The sequence below is a fragment of the Sorangium sp. So ce204 genome (assembly GCF_051526795.1).
In the GTDB taxonomy this organism is placed as follows: Bacteria; Myxococcota_A; Polyangia; order Polyangiales; family Polyangiaceae; genus Sorangium; species Sorangium cellulosum_B.
This window is the reverse complement of sequence record NZ_CP150317.1, coordinates 1,415,815-1,430,582: the sequence shown is the minus strand read 5'-3', so window position 1 is coordinate 1,430,582 and position 14,768 is coordinate 1,415,815. Positions and strand designations below refer to the sequence as shown.

10 protein-coding genes are annotated in these 14,768 nt (G+C 72.5%); 5 read left to right on the top strand and 5 right to left on the bottom strand.

The window, feature by feature from the left end; translation table 11 throughout:
* Window position 1: 1 nt before the first annotated feature.
* From WMF22_RS05215 to panD, 5 genes are all read left to right on the top strand, one after another.
* Window positions 2-1,177, top strand: coding sequence for a hypothetical protein (locus WMF22_RS05215; protein ID WP_438035041.1), 1,176 nt, complete (start codon window positions 2-4; stop codon window positions 1,175-1,177).
* A gap of 201 nt (window positions 1,178-1,378) precedes the next feature.
* Complete coding sequence (locus WMF22_RS05210; RefSeq protein WP_012233576.1) at window positions 1,379-1,924, top strand: DUF1232 domain-containing protein; 546 nt, start codon at window positions 1,379-1,381, stop codon at window positions 1,922-1,924.
* A gap of 92 nt (window positions 1,925-2,016) precedes the next feature.
* On the top strand, window positions 2,017-3,111 hold the full coding sequence (locus tag WMF22_RS05205; RefSeq protein ID WP_438035040.1) for a metallophosphoesterase: 1,095 nt from the start codon (window positions 2,017-2,019) through the stop codon (window positions 3,109-3,111).
* Between the two features lie 395 nt (window positions 3,112-3,506).
* A complete protein-coding gene (locus tag WMF22_RS05200) occupies window positions 3,507-4,652 on the top strand; it encodes a hypothetical protein (protein WP_437298000.1) in 1,146 nt (381 codons plus the stop codon).
* 140 nt (window positions 4,653-4,792) lie between these two features.
* The gene (gene panD / locus WMF22_RS05195; protein WP_437297999.1) at window positions 4,793-5,182 is read left to right on the top strand and encodes an aspartate 1-decarboxylase; all 390 of its coding nucleotides are present in this window, start codon (window positions 4,793-4,795) and stop codon (window positions 5,180-5,182) included.
* Between the two features lie 67 nt (window positions 5,183-5,249).
* Here the strand turns inward: panD and WMF22_RS05190 are convergent, their stop codons facing one another.
* The 5 genes from WMF22_RS05190 to WMF22_RS05170 all read right to left on the bottom strand — a co-directional run bounded on the left by WMF22_RS05190 (window position 5,250) and on the right by WMF22_RS05170 (window position 14,668).
* Window positions 5,250-6,902 (bottom strand): hypothetical protein, encoded by a 1,653-nt coding sequence (locus tag WMF22_RS05190; RefSeq protein WP_437297998.1) that lies wholly within the window; start codon window positions 6,900-6,902, stop codon window positions 5,250-5,252.
* Between the two features lie 8 nt (window positions 6,903-6,910).
* On the bottom strand, window positions 6,911-9,037 hold the full coding sequence (locus WMF22_RS05185) for a PhoX family protein (protein WP_438035039.1): 2,127 nt from the start codon (window positions 9,035-9,037) through the stop codon (window positions 6,911-6,913).
* A 537-nt stretch (window positions 9,038-9,574) separates the two neighbouring features.
* Entirely contained in the window at window positions 9,575-9,778 is a 204-nt protein-coding gene (locus WMF22_RS05180) for a hypothetical protein (RefSeq protein WP_437297996.1), read from the bottom strand.
* Between the two features lie 153 nt (window positions 9,779-9,931).
* Window positions 9,932-12,421, bottom strand: coding sequence for a sodium-translocating pyrophosphatase (locus WMF22_RS05175; RefSeq protein ID WP_438035038.1), 2,490 nt, complete (start codon window positions 12,419-12,421; stop codon window positions 9,932-9,934).
* Between the two features lie 495 nt (window positions 12,422-12,916).
* The gene (locus WMF22_RS05170) at window positions 12,917-14,668 is read right to left on the bottom strand and encodes a protein kinase domain-containing protein (RefSeq protein WP_437297994.1); all 1,752 of its coding nucleotides are present in this window, start codon (window positions 14,666-14,668) and stop codon (window positions 12,917-12,919) included.
* Window positions 14,669-14,768 lie beyond the last annotated feature (100 nt).

Here is a 14,768-nt window from a genome sequence, read left to right as displayed (position 1 = left end):
CATGCGCGGTGAAGTCGCCCGGCCGGCGCGATGGCTTCTCGCCCTCGCGCTCTTCGCGTCCATCGCCGGCCCGAGCTGCGCCGAGCTCCCGCACGTCGAGGGCGCCGGCCCCGAGCTGCGCAGCCCGGGCGACGTCCTCAGGGCCCAGCTCGCCGCGGGCCTCCCGCACGTCGAGGGCGCCGGCGAGGCCTCCTGCCCCGAGCTGCGCGACCCGGGAGACGTCCTCGGGGCCCAGCTCACCGCGGACGCCCGGGCGAACGCGAAGGTGAGGACGTTCGTGCAGGCCGCCAAGGACATGGCGGTCGTGTCGGTCGTCATCGAGGCGCAGGTGGCCGACGCGTGCCGCCGGATGGGCGCGGATCTCGGGGTACCCCCCGCGCAGATGGCGCCTCGCGACGAGGTAGGGGGCCAGGCTAGCGGCGCCTGCGGCCCGGTCTCGGCGGCGATCGACGCCATCTTCCTCCAGGGCGCCGAGGTGGGGGTCATGCTGACGCAGCCGGACTGCGAGCCGAGCGGCGCGCGGTGCAGCGGCTCGTGCAACGTGGAGCTGACCCTGGAGCAGATCGTGACGGAGTGCGACCCCGCGCGGCTCTCCGGCTACTGCCAGGGCCGCTGCTACGGGCCGTGCGACGGGCGCTGCACCGGGCAGTGCTGGGGGCAGTGCTCCGCCCACGACGCGCAGGGCCGCTGCGTGGGGCAGTGCGACGGCAAGTGCGACGGCGGCTGCGACGGCACGTGCCACGCGCGCTGCGCGGGCACCTGGCAGGACCCGCAGTGCTCCTGGATCGAGTGGCCCCCGAGTGGCGACGCCGAGTGCGAGGCGTGCTGCCGCGCGCACGCGGCCGTCCACGCGGCCTGCACGCCCACGCTGGTCCAGGCGCGCGTGGTGCAGGGCGGCGAGATGGCCTCGCGGCTCGTGGCGACGCTGCAGGCCAACCTGCCGGCGTTGCTGCACGCCCAGCACGGGCTCGGCCGCCGGCTCCTCGGCGACGCCCAGGCGGTGGTCCAGGTCGGCGCCGCGCTCCCGCGGCTCGTGGGCGGCGCGGGAGCTCGCGCGCTCGCGTGCGTCGCCGGGGCGGCCGAGACCTCGAAGAGCGCGTCGGAGCGCATCCAGGTGAGCCTGCGCGCGAGCTCGAGCGTCACGGGGCTCGTCGGGTACGGGTTGACGGACCAATGATCGCGGGGCTGCCGCGGGAGAGAGCGCGCGCCGCGCGGCGCGCCGCCGGCGAGCCCCGATCGACGCGCGCCCGCGCCGGCAACGATGTCCTGGTCGCAGCGCCCGGCGCCCGGAGCGGCGCCGGGCGCCTTCGCCTGCATGGATGGCATGGACGGCGCCGCGCCCCTCGGACTACCCTCCGGCTCCCGCCGGGAGGATCCCATGACCGATCTCGACGACCGCTGTCTCGACACGTTCCCCGAGTGGCTGCGCAGCCTCGCCTCGGACGCCACGGATCTGGCGGGCCTGCTCGCCTCGCCGGAGAGCCCGGAGGCCACGCGCCGCTCACTCGCGGGGGGCCTCAACTACCTCTTCAAATCGCTCGACCTCATCCCGGACGGCATCGAGGATCTCGGCTTCCTCGACGACGCCTTCGTGCTGCGCGTCGCCGCGTCCTTCGCCGCGGCGGAGAGCCCGGAGCTGCGCGACCAGGCGCCGGCCCTCGCGCGGCTCGCCCGCGACGCGGAGCTCATCGCCGAGCTGCTCGGCGGCGACTACGCCCGGCTCAAGGGCTACGTGCGCTCGCTGGAGAAGGGCGCCGCGCGCGGCCGCACCGTCGACGACATCCTGAGCGACGAGCAGGTCCGCGCCTCGTTCATGCACGAGATCACCGGCTGGGCGTCGAGCTACACCGCCCCGAGCTTCAGCCGTGACGCGAAGAATCTGATCAAGCTGAAATCATTCCTCTCCGCCAAGCTCCCGGCCTGATCGCGCGCGTCGAGGCGCTGCTGCGGCGCGCCGCGGCGCGTCCACCGCTCGCCATGGTACACCCCCGATCGTCCCCCGGAGGATCGCGTCCGATGCCAGCCGCTCTCCGCCTCACCGCGCTGCTCGCCGCACTGCTCGCCGCGGGCTGCGACGCCGACCGACCCGCCTCGACGGCGCACAGCCCCGCCGCCACCTCTCCGCCTTCGCGCTCGACAGGAGCCCCGGCCGCGCCGCCGCCCGACGCGGATCGCTCCTACGCCTACCCGGCCGCCGATCGCGTGGTCGCCATCGGCGACGTCCACGGCGACCTCGCGGCGACGCGCACGGCCCTGCGGATCGCGGGCGCCATCGACGGCGCGGATCGCTGGATCGGCGGCAAGCTCGTGCTCGTGCAGACGGGCGACGAGATCGACCGCGGCGACGACGAGCAGGAGATCGTCGACCTCTTCGATCGCCTCGCCGTCGAGGCGCGCGCCGCCGGCGGCGCCGTGTACGCGCTGAACGGCAACCACGAGGTCATGAACGTCCAGCTCGATTTCCGCTACGTCACCGAGGGCGGCTTCAAGGACTTCGAGGACGTGCCCGGGCTCGACGCGTCGGGCCCCCGCCTCGCGCCGGTGCCGCCCCCCGCGCGAGCCCGCGCCGCCGCGTTCGCCCCCGGCGGTGTCTACGCCAGGAAGCTCGCGGCGCGCGACGTGATCATCGCGGTCGGCGACACCGTCTTCACGCACGGCGGCGTGCTCCCGGCCCACACGCGCTACGGCATCTCGCGGATCAACCGCGAGGTGCGCGCGTGGATGGAGGGGAAGAGCCCCTCCGCGCCGGCCGTGATCGCGGCCGAGGACAGCCCGGTGTGGGCGCGCCTCTACTCGAGCGAGCCGCCGCCGAGCCCGGGGTCGCCCCCCTGCGCGGCGCTGGACCAGACCCTCGCGGCGATGTCCGCGAAGCGCATGGTCGTGGGCCACACGGTCCAGAAGCACGGCGCCACGTCGGCCTGCGGCGACAAGATCTGGCGGATCGACGTCGGCATGGCGGCGCATTACGGCGGAAAACCAGCAGCGCTGGAGATTGTCGGTGACACCGTGCGCGTCTTGACGGCCGAGTCAACCAAGGCGGCCGAGGCAACCGAGGCAACCGAGTCAACCAAGGCGGCCAAGGCGACCAGCGCGGCCAAACCGAAAAAATAGCCGTAATTGTGAGAAAACTTCAGCACCGTCGGCAATGCGATCGCGTGTCGTCCACGACCACGTCCACGTTTACGTTCACGTTGACAGCCATGTTCACGCCGACGAGCGGGGGGGAGAAGCCCCCCGGGCGCGCCCCGAGCTCCATTGACGGGCGAGGCGAGAACCGGATAACGTGAATAGCAAACTGGGGTTCTTCGATCCCCAGGGGAAGGGAATCAGATGCCCGAGCGACCGCTCGCGCTGATCCACGAGGCGAATCTGAGCGACGGGGTGCCTACCCTGACGCTCGGCGAGCGGCGCCCCCCCCTTCCGGTCCCCCTTGCTGCGCCCGCGCTCCTGAGCCGGTGCCGGCGGGGCGAGCGCTGTACCGCGTGGCGCGACGCGGGGAGCGACTGATGGACGACGACGAGCTGCTGCGCGCCCTGACGCGCATCGCACAGCGGGATCCGACGACCGATCCGCGCTGGCGCAGGCTCGCCGAGGAGACGCGCCCGGACGGCGCGCAAGACGCTCCGGGAGACGCCGCGAACACCGCGGCGCGCTCGAGCGCCGGGCGGGAGGAGCGCGAAGTCCGGCCGCCCCTCGACGACGAGACCCGCGCCCGGCTCTCCGACCAGCTCCTCGCCCAGCTCCGGGAGCCGCGCGGCGGTGCGCCAGCGCCGTCTCCGCTCGCGCGTCCAGCGGTCGATCGGAAGTCGGGGATCCGCTTCCGGTGCCCCGAGGAGTGGGACTGCGACGCGGAGGAGGCGAGCGACGTCGCCGATGCCGCGCCGCTCGGCGCGGACGCCGACTCGCTCAGCGGGACGAGCGCGCCGTCCACCACGGACGCGCCGGTCTGTCGCGCGATCGACGGCGAATCGGTGCCGCCCGGGACATCGGAGCCGCCGCGCGATGCGCGATCGAGCGCGGCGCCCGGGCAGCCTGCCCAGCGCGCGCAGGACGGCGCGGACGCCCTCGCCAGGCCGCCGCGCAAGGGCCTGTCGCACCCCGAGCTGGTCGTCGAGCGGCGGAGCGCGCGGCGGACGACTCCGGCGGCGCGGGCCCGGGCGGCCGTTGGCGTGGTCGGCTGGGTCGTGTCGGCGGCGCTCGTGTCGCTGCTCGCGCTGCGGCCCGCGCCGTTCGCGCCGGGCGCCGCCCCGCTCCCCGACTACACGCTCGCGACGACGACCCTCGGCGACGGCCCGCAGCAGGGAGCTCGCGGGCCGGGCGCCCCGCGCCACGTCGGCAGGGGCGAAAGGCTCGCGATCGCGCTCTCGCCCGGCGCGCGCGTGCCGGCGCCGGTCGCGGTAAGGGCCTTCCTGGTGCAGGGCGGGAGCGCGCGCCCGTGGCCCGTGGAGCTGGCGCTGGACGGCGCCGGCGGCGCGAGCATCTCGGGCACGCGCGAGGAGCTGTTCCGGGACGTCGCGGTGGGTCCCTGCGAGGTCGTCCTGGTGGTCGGCCCCCCCGACGCGCTGCCAGGCCCGGACGACCCGCTGCCCGACGAGGACGCCATCCACCTGGCGGGCGGCCGGCTCCTGCGGCAGCGATTGTTCCTTGACTGACCGCCGGCTGCGCGCATGAGGTAGCCCGTCCTTTCCCTGGCGAGGGAGGCCCGCCGCGCCCGCGGGCGCGCTCGACCCGGCGCGCGCTCGACCCGGCGCGCGCCGCCGTCCCTGGCCGGGAAGGGCAGAGGGCATCACGCATGAACCGACGGATGTTCAAGAGCAAGATCCACCGCGCGACAGTGACCCACGCGGATCTGCACTACGAGGGCAGCGTCACGATCGACGCCGACCTCCTGGAGGCCGCCGACATCCTGCCGTACGAGGCGGTCGACATCTGGAACGTGACGCGCGGCTCCCGGCTGACCACGTATGCGCTCGCGGGGGCGCGCGGCTCGGGCGTCGTGTGCATCAACGGCGCGGCGGCGCACCTCAACCAGCCCGGCGACCTCGTGATCATCGCGACGTTCGCGGACATGGACGACGCCGAGGCGCGGCGGCACACGCCGCGCGTGCTCCGCGTCGACGGGCGCAACCGGCCGCTCGCCGACCAGCCGCCCGAGACGCCGGGCCCGCTCGCGCCCAACTGAGCGTGCGCGGGCCAGCCGGGCGCCTCGCGCCTCGCCCGAGACGCGCCGCGCGCCCGCACCCCACGCCTCACCAGGCGAGGTGCGCCCGCCCGTCGAGGTACACGCGCTGCGCCTCGCCGAGGCCCGTCGACTCGCCCTCCACGACGCGCAGGATCCCCGTCGCGGGCCCGAGCGCCACATCCCGCCCCGCCTCGAAGCGCTGCGCTCGCACCAGGGCCCGGTAGGCCTTGTCCAGCAGGAGGGCCCGCTCGCGCGACGGCGCGACCAGGTACGCGAGATCGCGGTCGCCGCCGGGCGCGCCGCGCCGCACCTCGGCCTCGTCGAGCGCGCCGCCCGGGAAGAAGCGGGCGAGCATCTCCGCGTTCCCGCGGTAGTCGTCGGCCCCGCGCGCGCGGCGCAGGTAGGTCAGCACCTCCGGCTCCGCGTGGCCGGCCTGCGGCACGTCGGGCATGCCGCGCAGGTCCTGGTGCCGCCAGCCGGCCGCGCCGGGCACCTTGCGCGCCAGCGAGAAGGTGTGGTCCACCGTCACCCCGACCGCGCCGTGGCAGCCCATGCACGCCCGGTGCTCCTCCGCGGTCTGCAGCCGCAGCCGGCCCTGCTCGTCCTCGATGAACGCCTGGATCTGCCAGCCGAACGCGTTGCGAAGCCCGACCTCGGGCCCGCCCGGGTGGAACGGCGGCTGCCCCTCGTCCTTCTCCTCCGCCTCGCGCTCGTACGCGCGCGCGATCGCCCAGTCGTCCGGCTCGTCGACCTTGCGCGCGTAGCGCAGCTCCTTCATCCGCGCGGCGAGCAGCGCCGGGCGATCCGGGTCGAGGTACCGCACCGAGTGCAGGAGCTCCGCCCCGCGCGGGTAGAGCCACGCCCGCACCGGGACGCCGGCCGCCCCGCCGGCGTACCGCGCGGGCAGGCGGACGACGCGCGTCACCGCGGGCTCGAGCGCGCCGTCGCCGTCGAGATCGAAGCCGGCGAGGAGCTCGCTCACCGGCTCCACCTCCCGCCCGGCGGCCGCGCCGGCGGGCCCGGCCGCGCCCTCCCTCGGCAGGGGCGACGGCGACGCGATCGCCGCCTCGAGCAGCGCGAGGTTCAGCTTGTACACCTCGCGCGACGGCGCGCCCGAGGCGTCCTCGCGGAACGCGGCCGGCAGCCGGAGGAAGACGTCGCCGGCGCTGCCGTTCGTGGGCCAGAAGCTGCCGGGGAACGGCTTGTAGCGGACCGCGCGGAAGCCGCTCCCGTCGCGCGCGAAGCCCTCCTCGTCGAGCCCGGCGCCGAGGTCGAGATCCGGCACGTAGCCCGGGTAATCCCGGCGCGCGGCGAGCGCCTCGCGCAGCGGCGCGTAGTTGTCCTCCCGGATGTACTCGAGGATCTCCGCGTCGCTCGTCCGGGCGGCGGCGGCCGAGAGGTCCTCGATCAGGTTCGTCCAGGGGTTCTTCCGGGCCGCGTCCGAGAAGCCGTACTCGCGCTGGAGCTCGTGATCGGCGAGCGTGTTCGGGCCGATCCCGATCGTGTGGCACGTCCAGCAGCCGTTCGCGCCGCCGGCCGTATTCGCGTAACACATCGGCGGGATCGACGCCTCGGGGTTGCCCGCGCGCCCGGCGCGCGCGGCCGCGGTGGCGAGCGGGTCGTAGCCGCCCCCGCCGCAGCGCGCGCCCGCGGCGAGGACGGCGGACACCGCCGCGAAGGCCAGGGGCGCGGACAGCAGGCGCGCGCGGCGGGCGGACATCGGGGGGATCACTCGGGCAGGAAGGTGACCGCGATGACGCTCGACAGGGAGGCGTCGCCCTTCGGCCAGGTGCTGTAGGCGTTCTCGCCGGGGTGCTGCACCGACATGAAGATCGTGCCCATGTCGGGCGTGAACGACGGGCCTGTCGCCTCCGCGTCGCTCGGCAGCCCCACGACGCGGAACGCCTTGCCGAAGCTCGGCTGGGTCACGCCCGGCTGGCCCGCGCGGTGGGCGGGGTCGAGATCGAGGTAGTAGAAGGCGTCCGCGTGCGAGGCCACGCCGAAGTTGCCGTCGGTGCCGAACCACACGCCGCCATCGCGGTCGAGGAGCAGGTTGTCCGGGCAGGAGGCGTCGAAGTCGCCCTGCCCCTTCGCGCCGTGCCAGACCTCGAAGTACAGGAACTCGGTCGACGCGCCCGGGTTCGCGGGGTCGGACTCCTCCAGGGCGAAGATCGAGCCCACGGCGTCCGCGCGCTTCGGGGACTGGGTCGCGTGGGTCGCCGGATCGAAGACAGCGCCGCCCTGATCGAGCGCCGTCTGCCCCGTGTGGTTGGTGAACGCCACGTAGAGGCGCGGCGTGCCGCTCGGGTCGCGCGGGTTCCACTCGATGTCCTCGGGCCGGTTCAGCTCCATGATCCCGACCTTGTTGCTCACCGTGAACAGCGCGCGCCAGACGTCGTGATCCGTCTGGAAGCCGCCGATCCGGTTCCAGCTCACGTCGCGCAGCGCGTCGCCGACGGTCCTGGCCGGGTCGCCGAGCGCTGCCGCGTTCGGCGCGATGGCGGCGCTGTCGACGGAGAGCTCGATCCACTGCCCCGTGCCCGGGGCCGCCTCGGTCGGGGCCGCGCGGGTCGCGACCAGGGTGTTGCCTGTCGTGTTGTCGAGCCCGGCCATGTGCGCCGCGTAGAGCTTGCCCTCGTCGAGCAGCGCGCGGATCGCCGCCCGCGTCATCCCGGCCGTGTAGTTGCCGCTGGTCACGTACTTGTAGATGCGGCCGCCGCGGCGATCGTCGGTCCCGTAGACGACGATCGGCCGGCCGGGCGCGAGCCTCCACGCGTCGTCGACGGCGAACGTCGCGGCCTCCCAGCGGGCGCGGCCCATGAAGCCGAACTTCTTGTGGCCCGTGCCCGGCTGCGTCTTGCCGTCGTACTCGCCCGCGGGCTGCCCCGGGTCGATCTCGGTGAGATAACCGTAATGGTCGCGCGGCTGCCGGCCGTTCGGATCGGAGATGCGCCCGAACTCCGCGCTGGTGCTCGCCTCGAAGACCGGGCTCACCGGCGCGCCCGGGTCGAAGCCCCGGCCGGTGAGGAACCGCTGATCGCCCGACCAGCTCGCCTCGAGATCACCGTAGTAGTCCTGCACGTTCTCCTCGGCGGTGATCACCGTGCCCCAGGGCGTCTGCCCGCCGGCGCAGTCGCCCATGATGCCGGCCACGAGCCCGCCCGCGAGCGCCGCGCCGGTCGTGTCGTCGTGGCCCGGACTCGAGAGCACGTGCCCCGCGAGGCGGCTCAGCGTCTTGCTCGTCGCGTCGTAGCGGACGGCGGTCGCGCTCCGGTCGACCGACCATGCGCCCGTCGCCGGGTCCTGCACGGTCCGGAGCCAGGAGCCGCCAACCTCCTTCTTTTCCCATCGAATATAGGTGTCGACGTCCGCCTGCGACCAGACGTTCGACTCGACATCATTCGTGAGGACGCCGAGCTTGCGCAGGTGCCGGGCCAGCGTGAGGTGCTGCCCGGTCGGCGCGGAGCTGACCGTCGGGCTTCGCCCGGAGACGTACTCGTGGTTGACCCAGAGCCACCCGGCGGTGGCGGAGCCGCTCCACTGCGGCGCGTCGCCCGCGGTGGCGGCCCACCCTTCGCCGAAGAACGCTGTGTAATCGTTGTTGGCGCCGAAGCGGGGCGCTTCCGGCGCGGTGCTGAAGGTCAGCGGATCGAGCCAGGTCGCCACGATGTCGGAGCGCACGCCGGCGAGCGCTCGGATGGTGTCGGTCGCGGCCGCGCGGAGCGGGAACTGCTCGCCCTCGGGCAAGTTGCCGGTGGCGAACAGCGCGACGCGCTCTCTCACGTAGTGCGCGAGGTTCGCGGCGTTGCTCCACACCGGCGCGTCCTCGCCGGGCGCGCCGGGCTCGCCTGGCACACCGGGCTCGCCTGGCACACCGGGCTCGCCTGGCGCACCGGGTTCACCGGGCGCCCCGGGCTCGCCTGGCGCACCGGGTTCACCGGGCGCGCCCGGCTCCCCCGGCTCCCCCGGCTCCCCCGGCTCACCGGGCTCCCCCTGCTCACCGTTCGCGCCGTCCTTGCCCGGTGCGCCCTGTTCACCGGGCGCCCCGGGCGCGCCCTTCGCGCCATCCTCGCCGCAACCGCTCCCGATTGCGCCAAGACCGCCTGCGAGCACCAGAAGCAACGCCGTCCTCAGGGTCCGCCTCGTCATCATGTCCTCGTCTCCGCCGGGTAATGGCCGCAGACGATGCCTGGCGACGGTGGCGCCCCAATGCCCCTCACGCGACGAGTTGTTGTCAGAGATCCCCTGACCCTCGATCAGGCGTGTCATGAGCACCGCACGACCGGCGGCCACGCGACGGGGCCGCGGCGAAGAGCCCTCGGAGGACCGGCGGAGCCGCCTTGCTCGTCATGACCGCGCAGGCGCAATGACCGCGCGGCCGTCGTCGCCGCGCTACTCGTCGTCCTCGTCGGGCACGACGACGTCTTGGCCGAAGCGCGCGCGCGCCTCGAGCAGCTCCCTGTCCGAGATCCAGGTGCGCTCGCAGCCGAGGAGCGGCTCTACCTGATAGACGTCCTTGCGCTGCTCACCGTGCCCGTCTTCGAGGACCCGGACTACCTCGTGATGGAGGCCGCACGTGGGGCAGAGCGCTCGCATGAAGGGTCACTATAGTGCGGGCGCGCTGGGCGCAAGGCCCTCCCCTGCGCGCCGTCGACCGCGGAGCGGCGTCGGGCGGCGGGGGAGGTCAGCGCGCGCGAGAGGGGGGCGAGAGGGCGCGGGGAGCGCCGAGCGCGAGAGGAGACGCCCGGCTCAGGCCGTGGCGCGGGCGCCCGCAGCGGCGGTCGCCTTCTCGTCCGACTTGATCCGCATCCCGTAGAAGGAGCGGTACACGAACACCATCGAGAGCACGAAGAAGATGCCCGCGAGAACGAGGCTCGTCCCGCGGTCGATCTCGATCGCCAGCTCGACCGCGAGGAGGCCGAACAGCGTCGTGAACTTGATGATGGGGTTCATCGCGACAGACGAGGTGTCCTTGAAGGGGTCGCCCACGGTGTCGCCGACGACCGTCGCCGCGTGGAGCGGCGTGCCCTTCTCCTTCAGCTCCACCTCGACGAGCTTCTTCGCGTTGTCCCAGGCGCCGCCGGCGTTCGCCATGAAGATCGCCTGATAGAGCCCGAAGAGCGCGATGCTGATGAGGTAGCCGATGAAGAAGAACGGCTCGAGGCAGGCGAAGGCGAGCGTCGAGAAGAAGACGCCGAGGAAGATGTTGAACATCCCCCGCTGCGCGTACTGCGTGCAGATCTCGACCACCTTCTTGCTGTCGGTGATCGAGGCCTTCTCCACGCCCTCGAGGCGGATGTTCGCCTTGATGAACTCGACCGCGCGGTAGGCGCCGGTCGAGACCGCCTGGGTCGACGCGCCGGTGAACCAGTAGATGATCGCGCCGCCCGTCACGAGGCCGAGCAGGAACGGCGGGTGGAGCGGCGAGAGCAGGCCCATGATCTCCTTCAACCGCTCCTGGGGCGTGAGGTTCGCCGCGTTCTTCACCAGCGTGTTGCTGAGCACGACGATGATCGAGAAGATGAGCGTCGTCGCGCCGACGACCGCCGTCCCGATGAGCACCGGCTTGGCCGTCGCCTTGAAGGTGTTGCCCGCGCCGTCGTTCTCCTCGAGGTAGTGCTTCGCCTTGTCGAAGTTCGGGGTGAAGCCGAAATCCTTCTTCAGCTCGGCCTCGACGTTCGGGACGCTCTCGATGAGCGAGAGCTCGTAGACCGACTGCGCGTTGTCGGTCACCGGCCCGTAGGAGTCGACCGCGATGGTCACCGGGCCCATGCCGAGGAAGCCGAACGCCACGAGGCCGAAGGCGAACACGCTCTCGGCGATCATCAGCTGCCCGAGGCCCTGGGCGGAGAAGTAGTACGAGATGCCCATCAGCGCGACGAGGACGATGCCCATCCAGTACGCGCTGAAGTTGCCGGCGGTCAGGCCCGACAGGACGTTCAGCGAGGCGCCGCCCTCGCGCGACGCGGTCACGACCTCGCGGACGTGGCGCGACTCGGTCGAGGTGAAGATCTTGATCATCTCCGGGATGATGGCGCCCGCCAGGGTGCCGCAGGTGATGATCGACGAGAGCTTCCACCAGAGCGTCGTGTCGCCGCCGAGGTTCGGGATCATGAACGCCGACACGGCGTAGGTGAGCGCGACCGACACGATCGAGGTCAGCCAGACGAGGCGCGTCAGGGGGGCCTCGAAGTTCATCTTGTCGGCGTCGGCGTAGGACCCCTTCGCGATCGCCTCGTTGAGGAGGTACGAGCCGATGCTCGCGAGGACCATCACGATGCGCATCACGAAGATCCAGACGAGCAGCTGGACCTGGACGGCCGTGTCGGGGACGGCGAGGAGGATGAACGAGATGAGCGCGACGCCGGTGACGCCGTACGTCTCGAAGCCGTCGGCGCTCGGGCCGACCGAGTCGCCGGCGTTGTCGCCGGTGCAGTCGGCGATGACGCCCGGGTTGCGCGCGTCGTCTTCCTTGATGTTGAAGACGATCTTCATGAGGTCCGAGCCGATGTCGGCGATCTTCGTGAAGATGCCGCCCGCGATGCGGAGCGCGGAGGCGCCGAGCGACTCGCCGATGGCGAAGCCGATGAAGCACGGGCCGGCGTAGTCGCCCGGGATGAAGAGCAGGATCACCAGCATGAGCATGAGCTCGGTGCTGATGAGGACCGCGCCGATGCTCATCCCGGCCTTGAGCGGGATCGCGTACGTCGGGAACGGCTTGCCCTTGAGGCTCGCGAACGCGGCGCGCGAGTTCGCGAACGTGTTGATGCGCATGCCGAACCACGCGACGCCGCAGCTGCCGGCGATGCCGACGAGGCTGCTCAGCAGGATGACCACGACCTTCGCGGCATCCATGTGACGCAGCACGCCGAAGTAGAGGACCATGACCGCGCCGATCAGGATCTCCAGGACCAGGATGAACTTGAACTGCGTGACGAGGTACGTCTTGCAGGTCTCGTAGATGAGCTCCGAGATCTCCCGCATCGCGCGGTGGACCGGGAGCTTGTTCAGCTGCGAGTAAATGACGAGCCCGAACACGAACCCGAGCGCGCAGACGCCGATGCCGCCCATGAGGAGCGTGCGGCCATCGATGCCACCGAAGGACTGGGTGCCTAGGTCGGGGAGGACCAGATCGGATTCACTGGCGCTGGCGAGCCCGCCGCTGAGCAGCAGGGCAAGCGCGGCGAGCCCAGCCAGCATCGGTGCGAGCCAGGCCTTGTGGGACCGGAAAACGTTCATGGACGGTGTGCCTCCATCGCAAAATCCGAGGCAGAGGACGGCGCCATCGCCGCTCGCTGCTTCGTGGTTCCGAGGGGTTGGCCGCCTGCGTAAAGGGGAAGGGGACCGGCGCGCTGCCGGAGGGGCTCTTGCTCTAACGCCGACGCTTCAGCACAGCCTCGTCCCTCGACGACCGGAGGGTGTCGGAGCGCCCAGAGCTGCCAGGCATGCCTCCACCGTGACCGGACCCCCGAGGCGCGCGCTAGCTACCATGCACCCGAGACGCCGTCGAGAGGGTGTGATGCGCGCCCACGACGAGAAGGCCTGTCAGCGGCGCGACGTCAGGAGATCACGTAGGGAGATTACGTACGATGGTGAGAGATTACGTACGATGGTGAGAAGAGAAAGAAGCGCGCACGACCGAACGCTGTCCCACGCTGTCGCGTCCGGTCGTATTCAGCTGCGCTCGGACGCTTTCAGCTGCGCTCGATCGTGTTCAGCTGTCTCCGTCCGTGTTCAGTTGCGCTCGGTCGCGTTGTTCAGCCGCCGATCCGAGCCGGAGAGGCGCTGATCCGAGCCCGAGTCCGCGCCAGGGCTGGCGTGGGACGTGAGGAGCTCCGCCACGAGGTCCCGACACTCCGGCTTGTTGCGGAGGTGGCTCAGCAGCAGGTTGGAGGCCTCGCTGAACGACTTCTCGTAGGCGAGCCCCTCGCGCGTGCGCGCCGCGACGCGCTCGCGCCCCTGGGCCAGGTCCTCCTCCAGGGCCTCGGCGTAGCGGGCGAGCTGGGCGCGGAGCTCGTCGATCTGGCGGCGCAGGTCGCGCGCGTTCGCCTCGCGCGTGTTCTTCTTGTGCTCGTAACGCCCGAGCTGCTCGCGCTTCGCCTGCGCGGTCGCGCCGGCCGCGCCCGCGCGCTCGTAGATGAGCGGATCGTGGTTGCCCTGGCGGGCCGCCCCGTCCGCCAGCTGACGCGCGGACAGCGCGAGCTTCTCGGCGGCGGCGAGCTCGACGCGGACCTTCTCGACGTCCTCGCCGTCGGCCATCGCCTCGCGCATCACGCGCGACTCCTCGTGCGCGAGCTCCTCGACCTTGCGGCCGATCTCGGCGCGCAGCGCGCGGCCGCGGCGCTCGAGCGCCTCGAGCTTGCGGGTGAGGCTCGCGACCTCGCCCTCGAGCTTGTTGGCGCGCGCGGCGAGGTCCCAGGCCTGCGCAAGGCCGTTCTGGACCTCCTGCGGCACCTGCCCGGACGGGTAGGCGCGGGAGACCATGCGCGAGAACAGGGCCGCCCGGCTCGCCCACTCGATGACGCCGGCGCTCTGCGGCGGCGGCGGCGGCGGCGGCACCGGCACGCCGTCGCTCCCCTCGACCTCCCACGCGTGGGCCGGGAGCCCGCGCTGGAGCGCCTTCAGCTCCTCCTGGAGGTGGTGGGCGTCGCGGTAGCGCTTGCGGATGTCCTTCTCGAGCAGGCGCAGCACGATCGCCTCGCCCTGCGCGTGCGCGTCGGGGCGGATCGAGCGGGGCCGCGGCGGCGCGTGGGTCCGCTGCATCTCGAGGAGCGTGTCGCGGTCGTTCGCGCGGAAGGGGAGCTGCCCGGTCAGCATCTCGAAGAAGAGCACGCCGAGCGCGTAGAGGTCGGACTGCGACGTCGCCTCCTCGCCGCGCGCCTGCTCGGGCGACATGTACTCGGGCGTCCCGAAGACCGCGCCCTTCGGGGCGAGGCGCGGGTCACGCGCGATGGCGGCGAGGCCGAAATCGAGGATCTTGACGAAATCCTTCCGGCCGCCGCGGTGGGTGAGCAGGATGTTGTCGCTCTTCAGATCGCGGTGCACGACGCCGAGGTCGTGGGCGCGCGCGAGCGCGGCGCACATCTGCTCGAGGATGTCCACCGATCGCGCGATCGGCATCGGGCCGCGCGCGAGCTCCGCCGAGAGCGGCGTGCCGACGAGGTACTCCATGACGAGATAGAGCTCGCCCTCCTCGGTCTCGCCGATGTCGTGGATATCGATGATGTGGGCGTGATCAACGCGGTTTGCGGCGCGCGCCTCGCGCAGCATCCACGCGCGGAGGTGGGTCTCTCCGCGGAGATCGGGCCGGATGAGCTTCAGGGCGACGACCCGGTCGATCAGCACGTGGCGGGCGCGATAAACGACGCCCATGCCGCCTTCGCCAAGCCGTGCCTCGAGCCGGTACCTGCCGGCCACGACCTTCCCGATCAACGGATCGGTGCTCGAAGCCTTGGGACCTGCCGGTCGCTGAATCGCGCGCTCCATGGTGCCTTCGTTTCTCCTCAGCGCTCCCCAGAAGAGCCGTTCTCGTCTCTCAGGGCCCTATTGCGCTGTGCGGTGAGTCGGATCGCTCGCTGAACGTATC

Coding starts and splice junctions, on each gene's coding strand:
- panD (WP_437297999.1), top strand. CDS start 4,793: ATGAACCGACGGATGTTCAAGAGCAAGATCCACCGCGCGACAGTGACC.
- WMF22_RS05200 (WP_437298000.1), top strand. CDS start 3,507: ATGGACGACGACGAGCTGCTGCGCGCCCTGACGCGCATCGCACAGCGG.
- WMF22_RS05175 (WP_438035038.1), bottom strand. CDS start 12,421: ATGAACGTTTTCCGGTCCCACAAGGCCTGGCTCGCACCGATGCTGGCT.
- WMF22_RS05170 (WP_437297994.1), bottom strand. CDS start 14,668: ATGGAGCGCGCGATTCAGCGACCGGCAGGTCCCAAGGCTTCGAGCACC.
- WMF22_RS05190 (WP_437297998.1), bottom strand. CDS start 6,902: ATGTCCGCCCGCCGCGCGCGCCTGCTGTCCGCGCCCCTGGCCTTCGCG.
- WMF22_RS05215 (WP_438035041.1), top strand. CDS start 2: ATGCGCGGTGAAGTCGCCCGGCCGGCGCGATGGCTTCTCGCCCTCGCG.
- WMF22_RS05210 (WP_012233576.1), top strand. CDS start 1,379: ATGACCGATCTCGACGACCGCTGTCTCGACACGTTCCCCGAGTGGCTG.
- WMF22_RS05180 (WP_437297996.1), bottom strand. CDS start 9,778: ATGCGAGCGCTCTGCCCCACGTGCGGCCTCCATCACGAGGTAGTCCGG.
- WMF22_RS05205 (WP_438035040.1), top strand. CDS start 2,017: ATGCCAGCCGCTCTCCGCCTCACCGCGCTGCTCGCCGCACTGCTCGCC.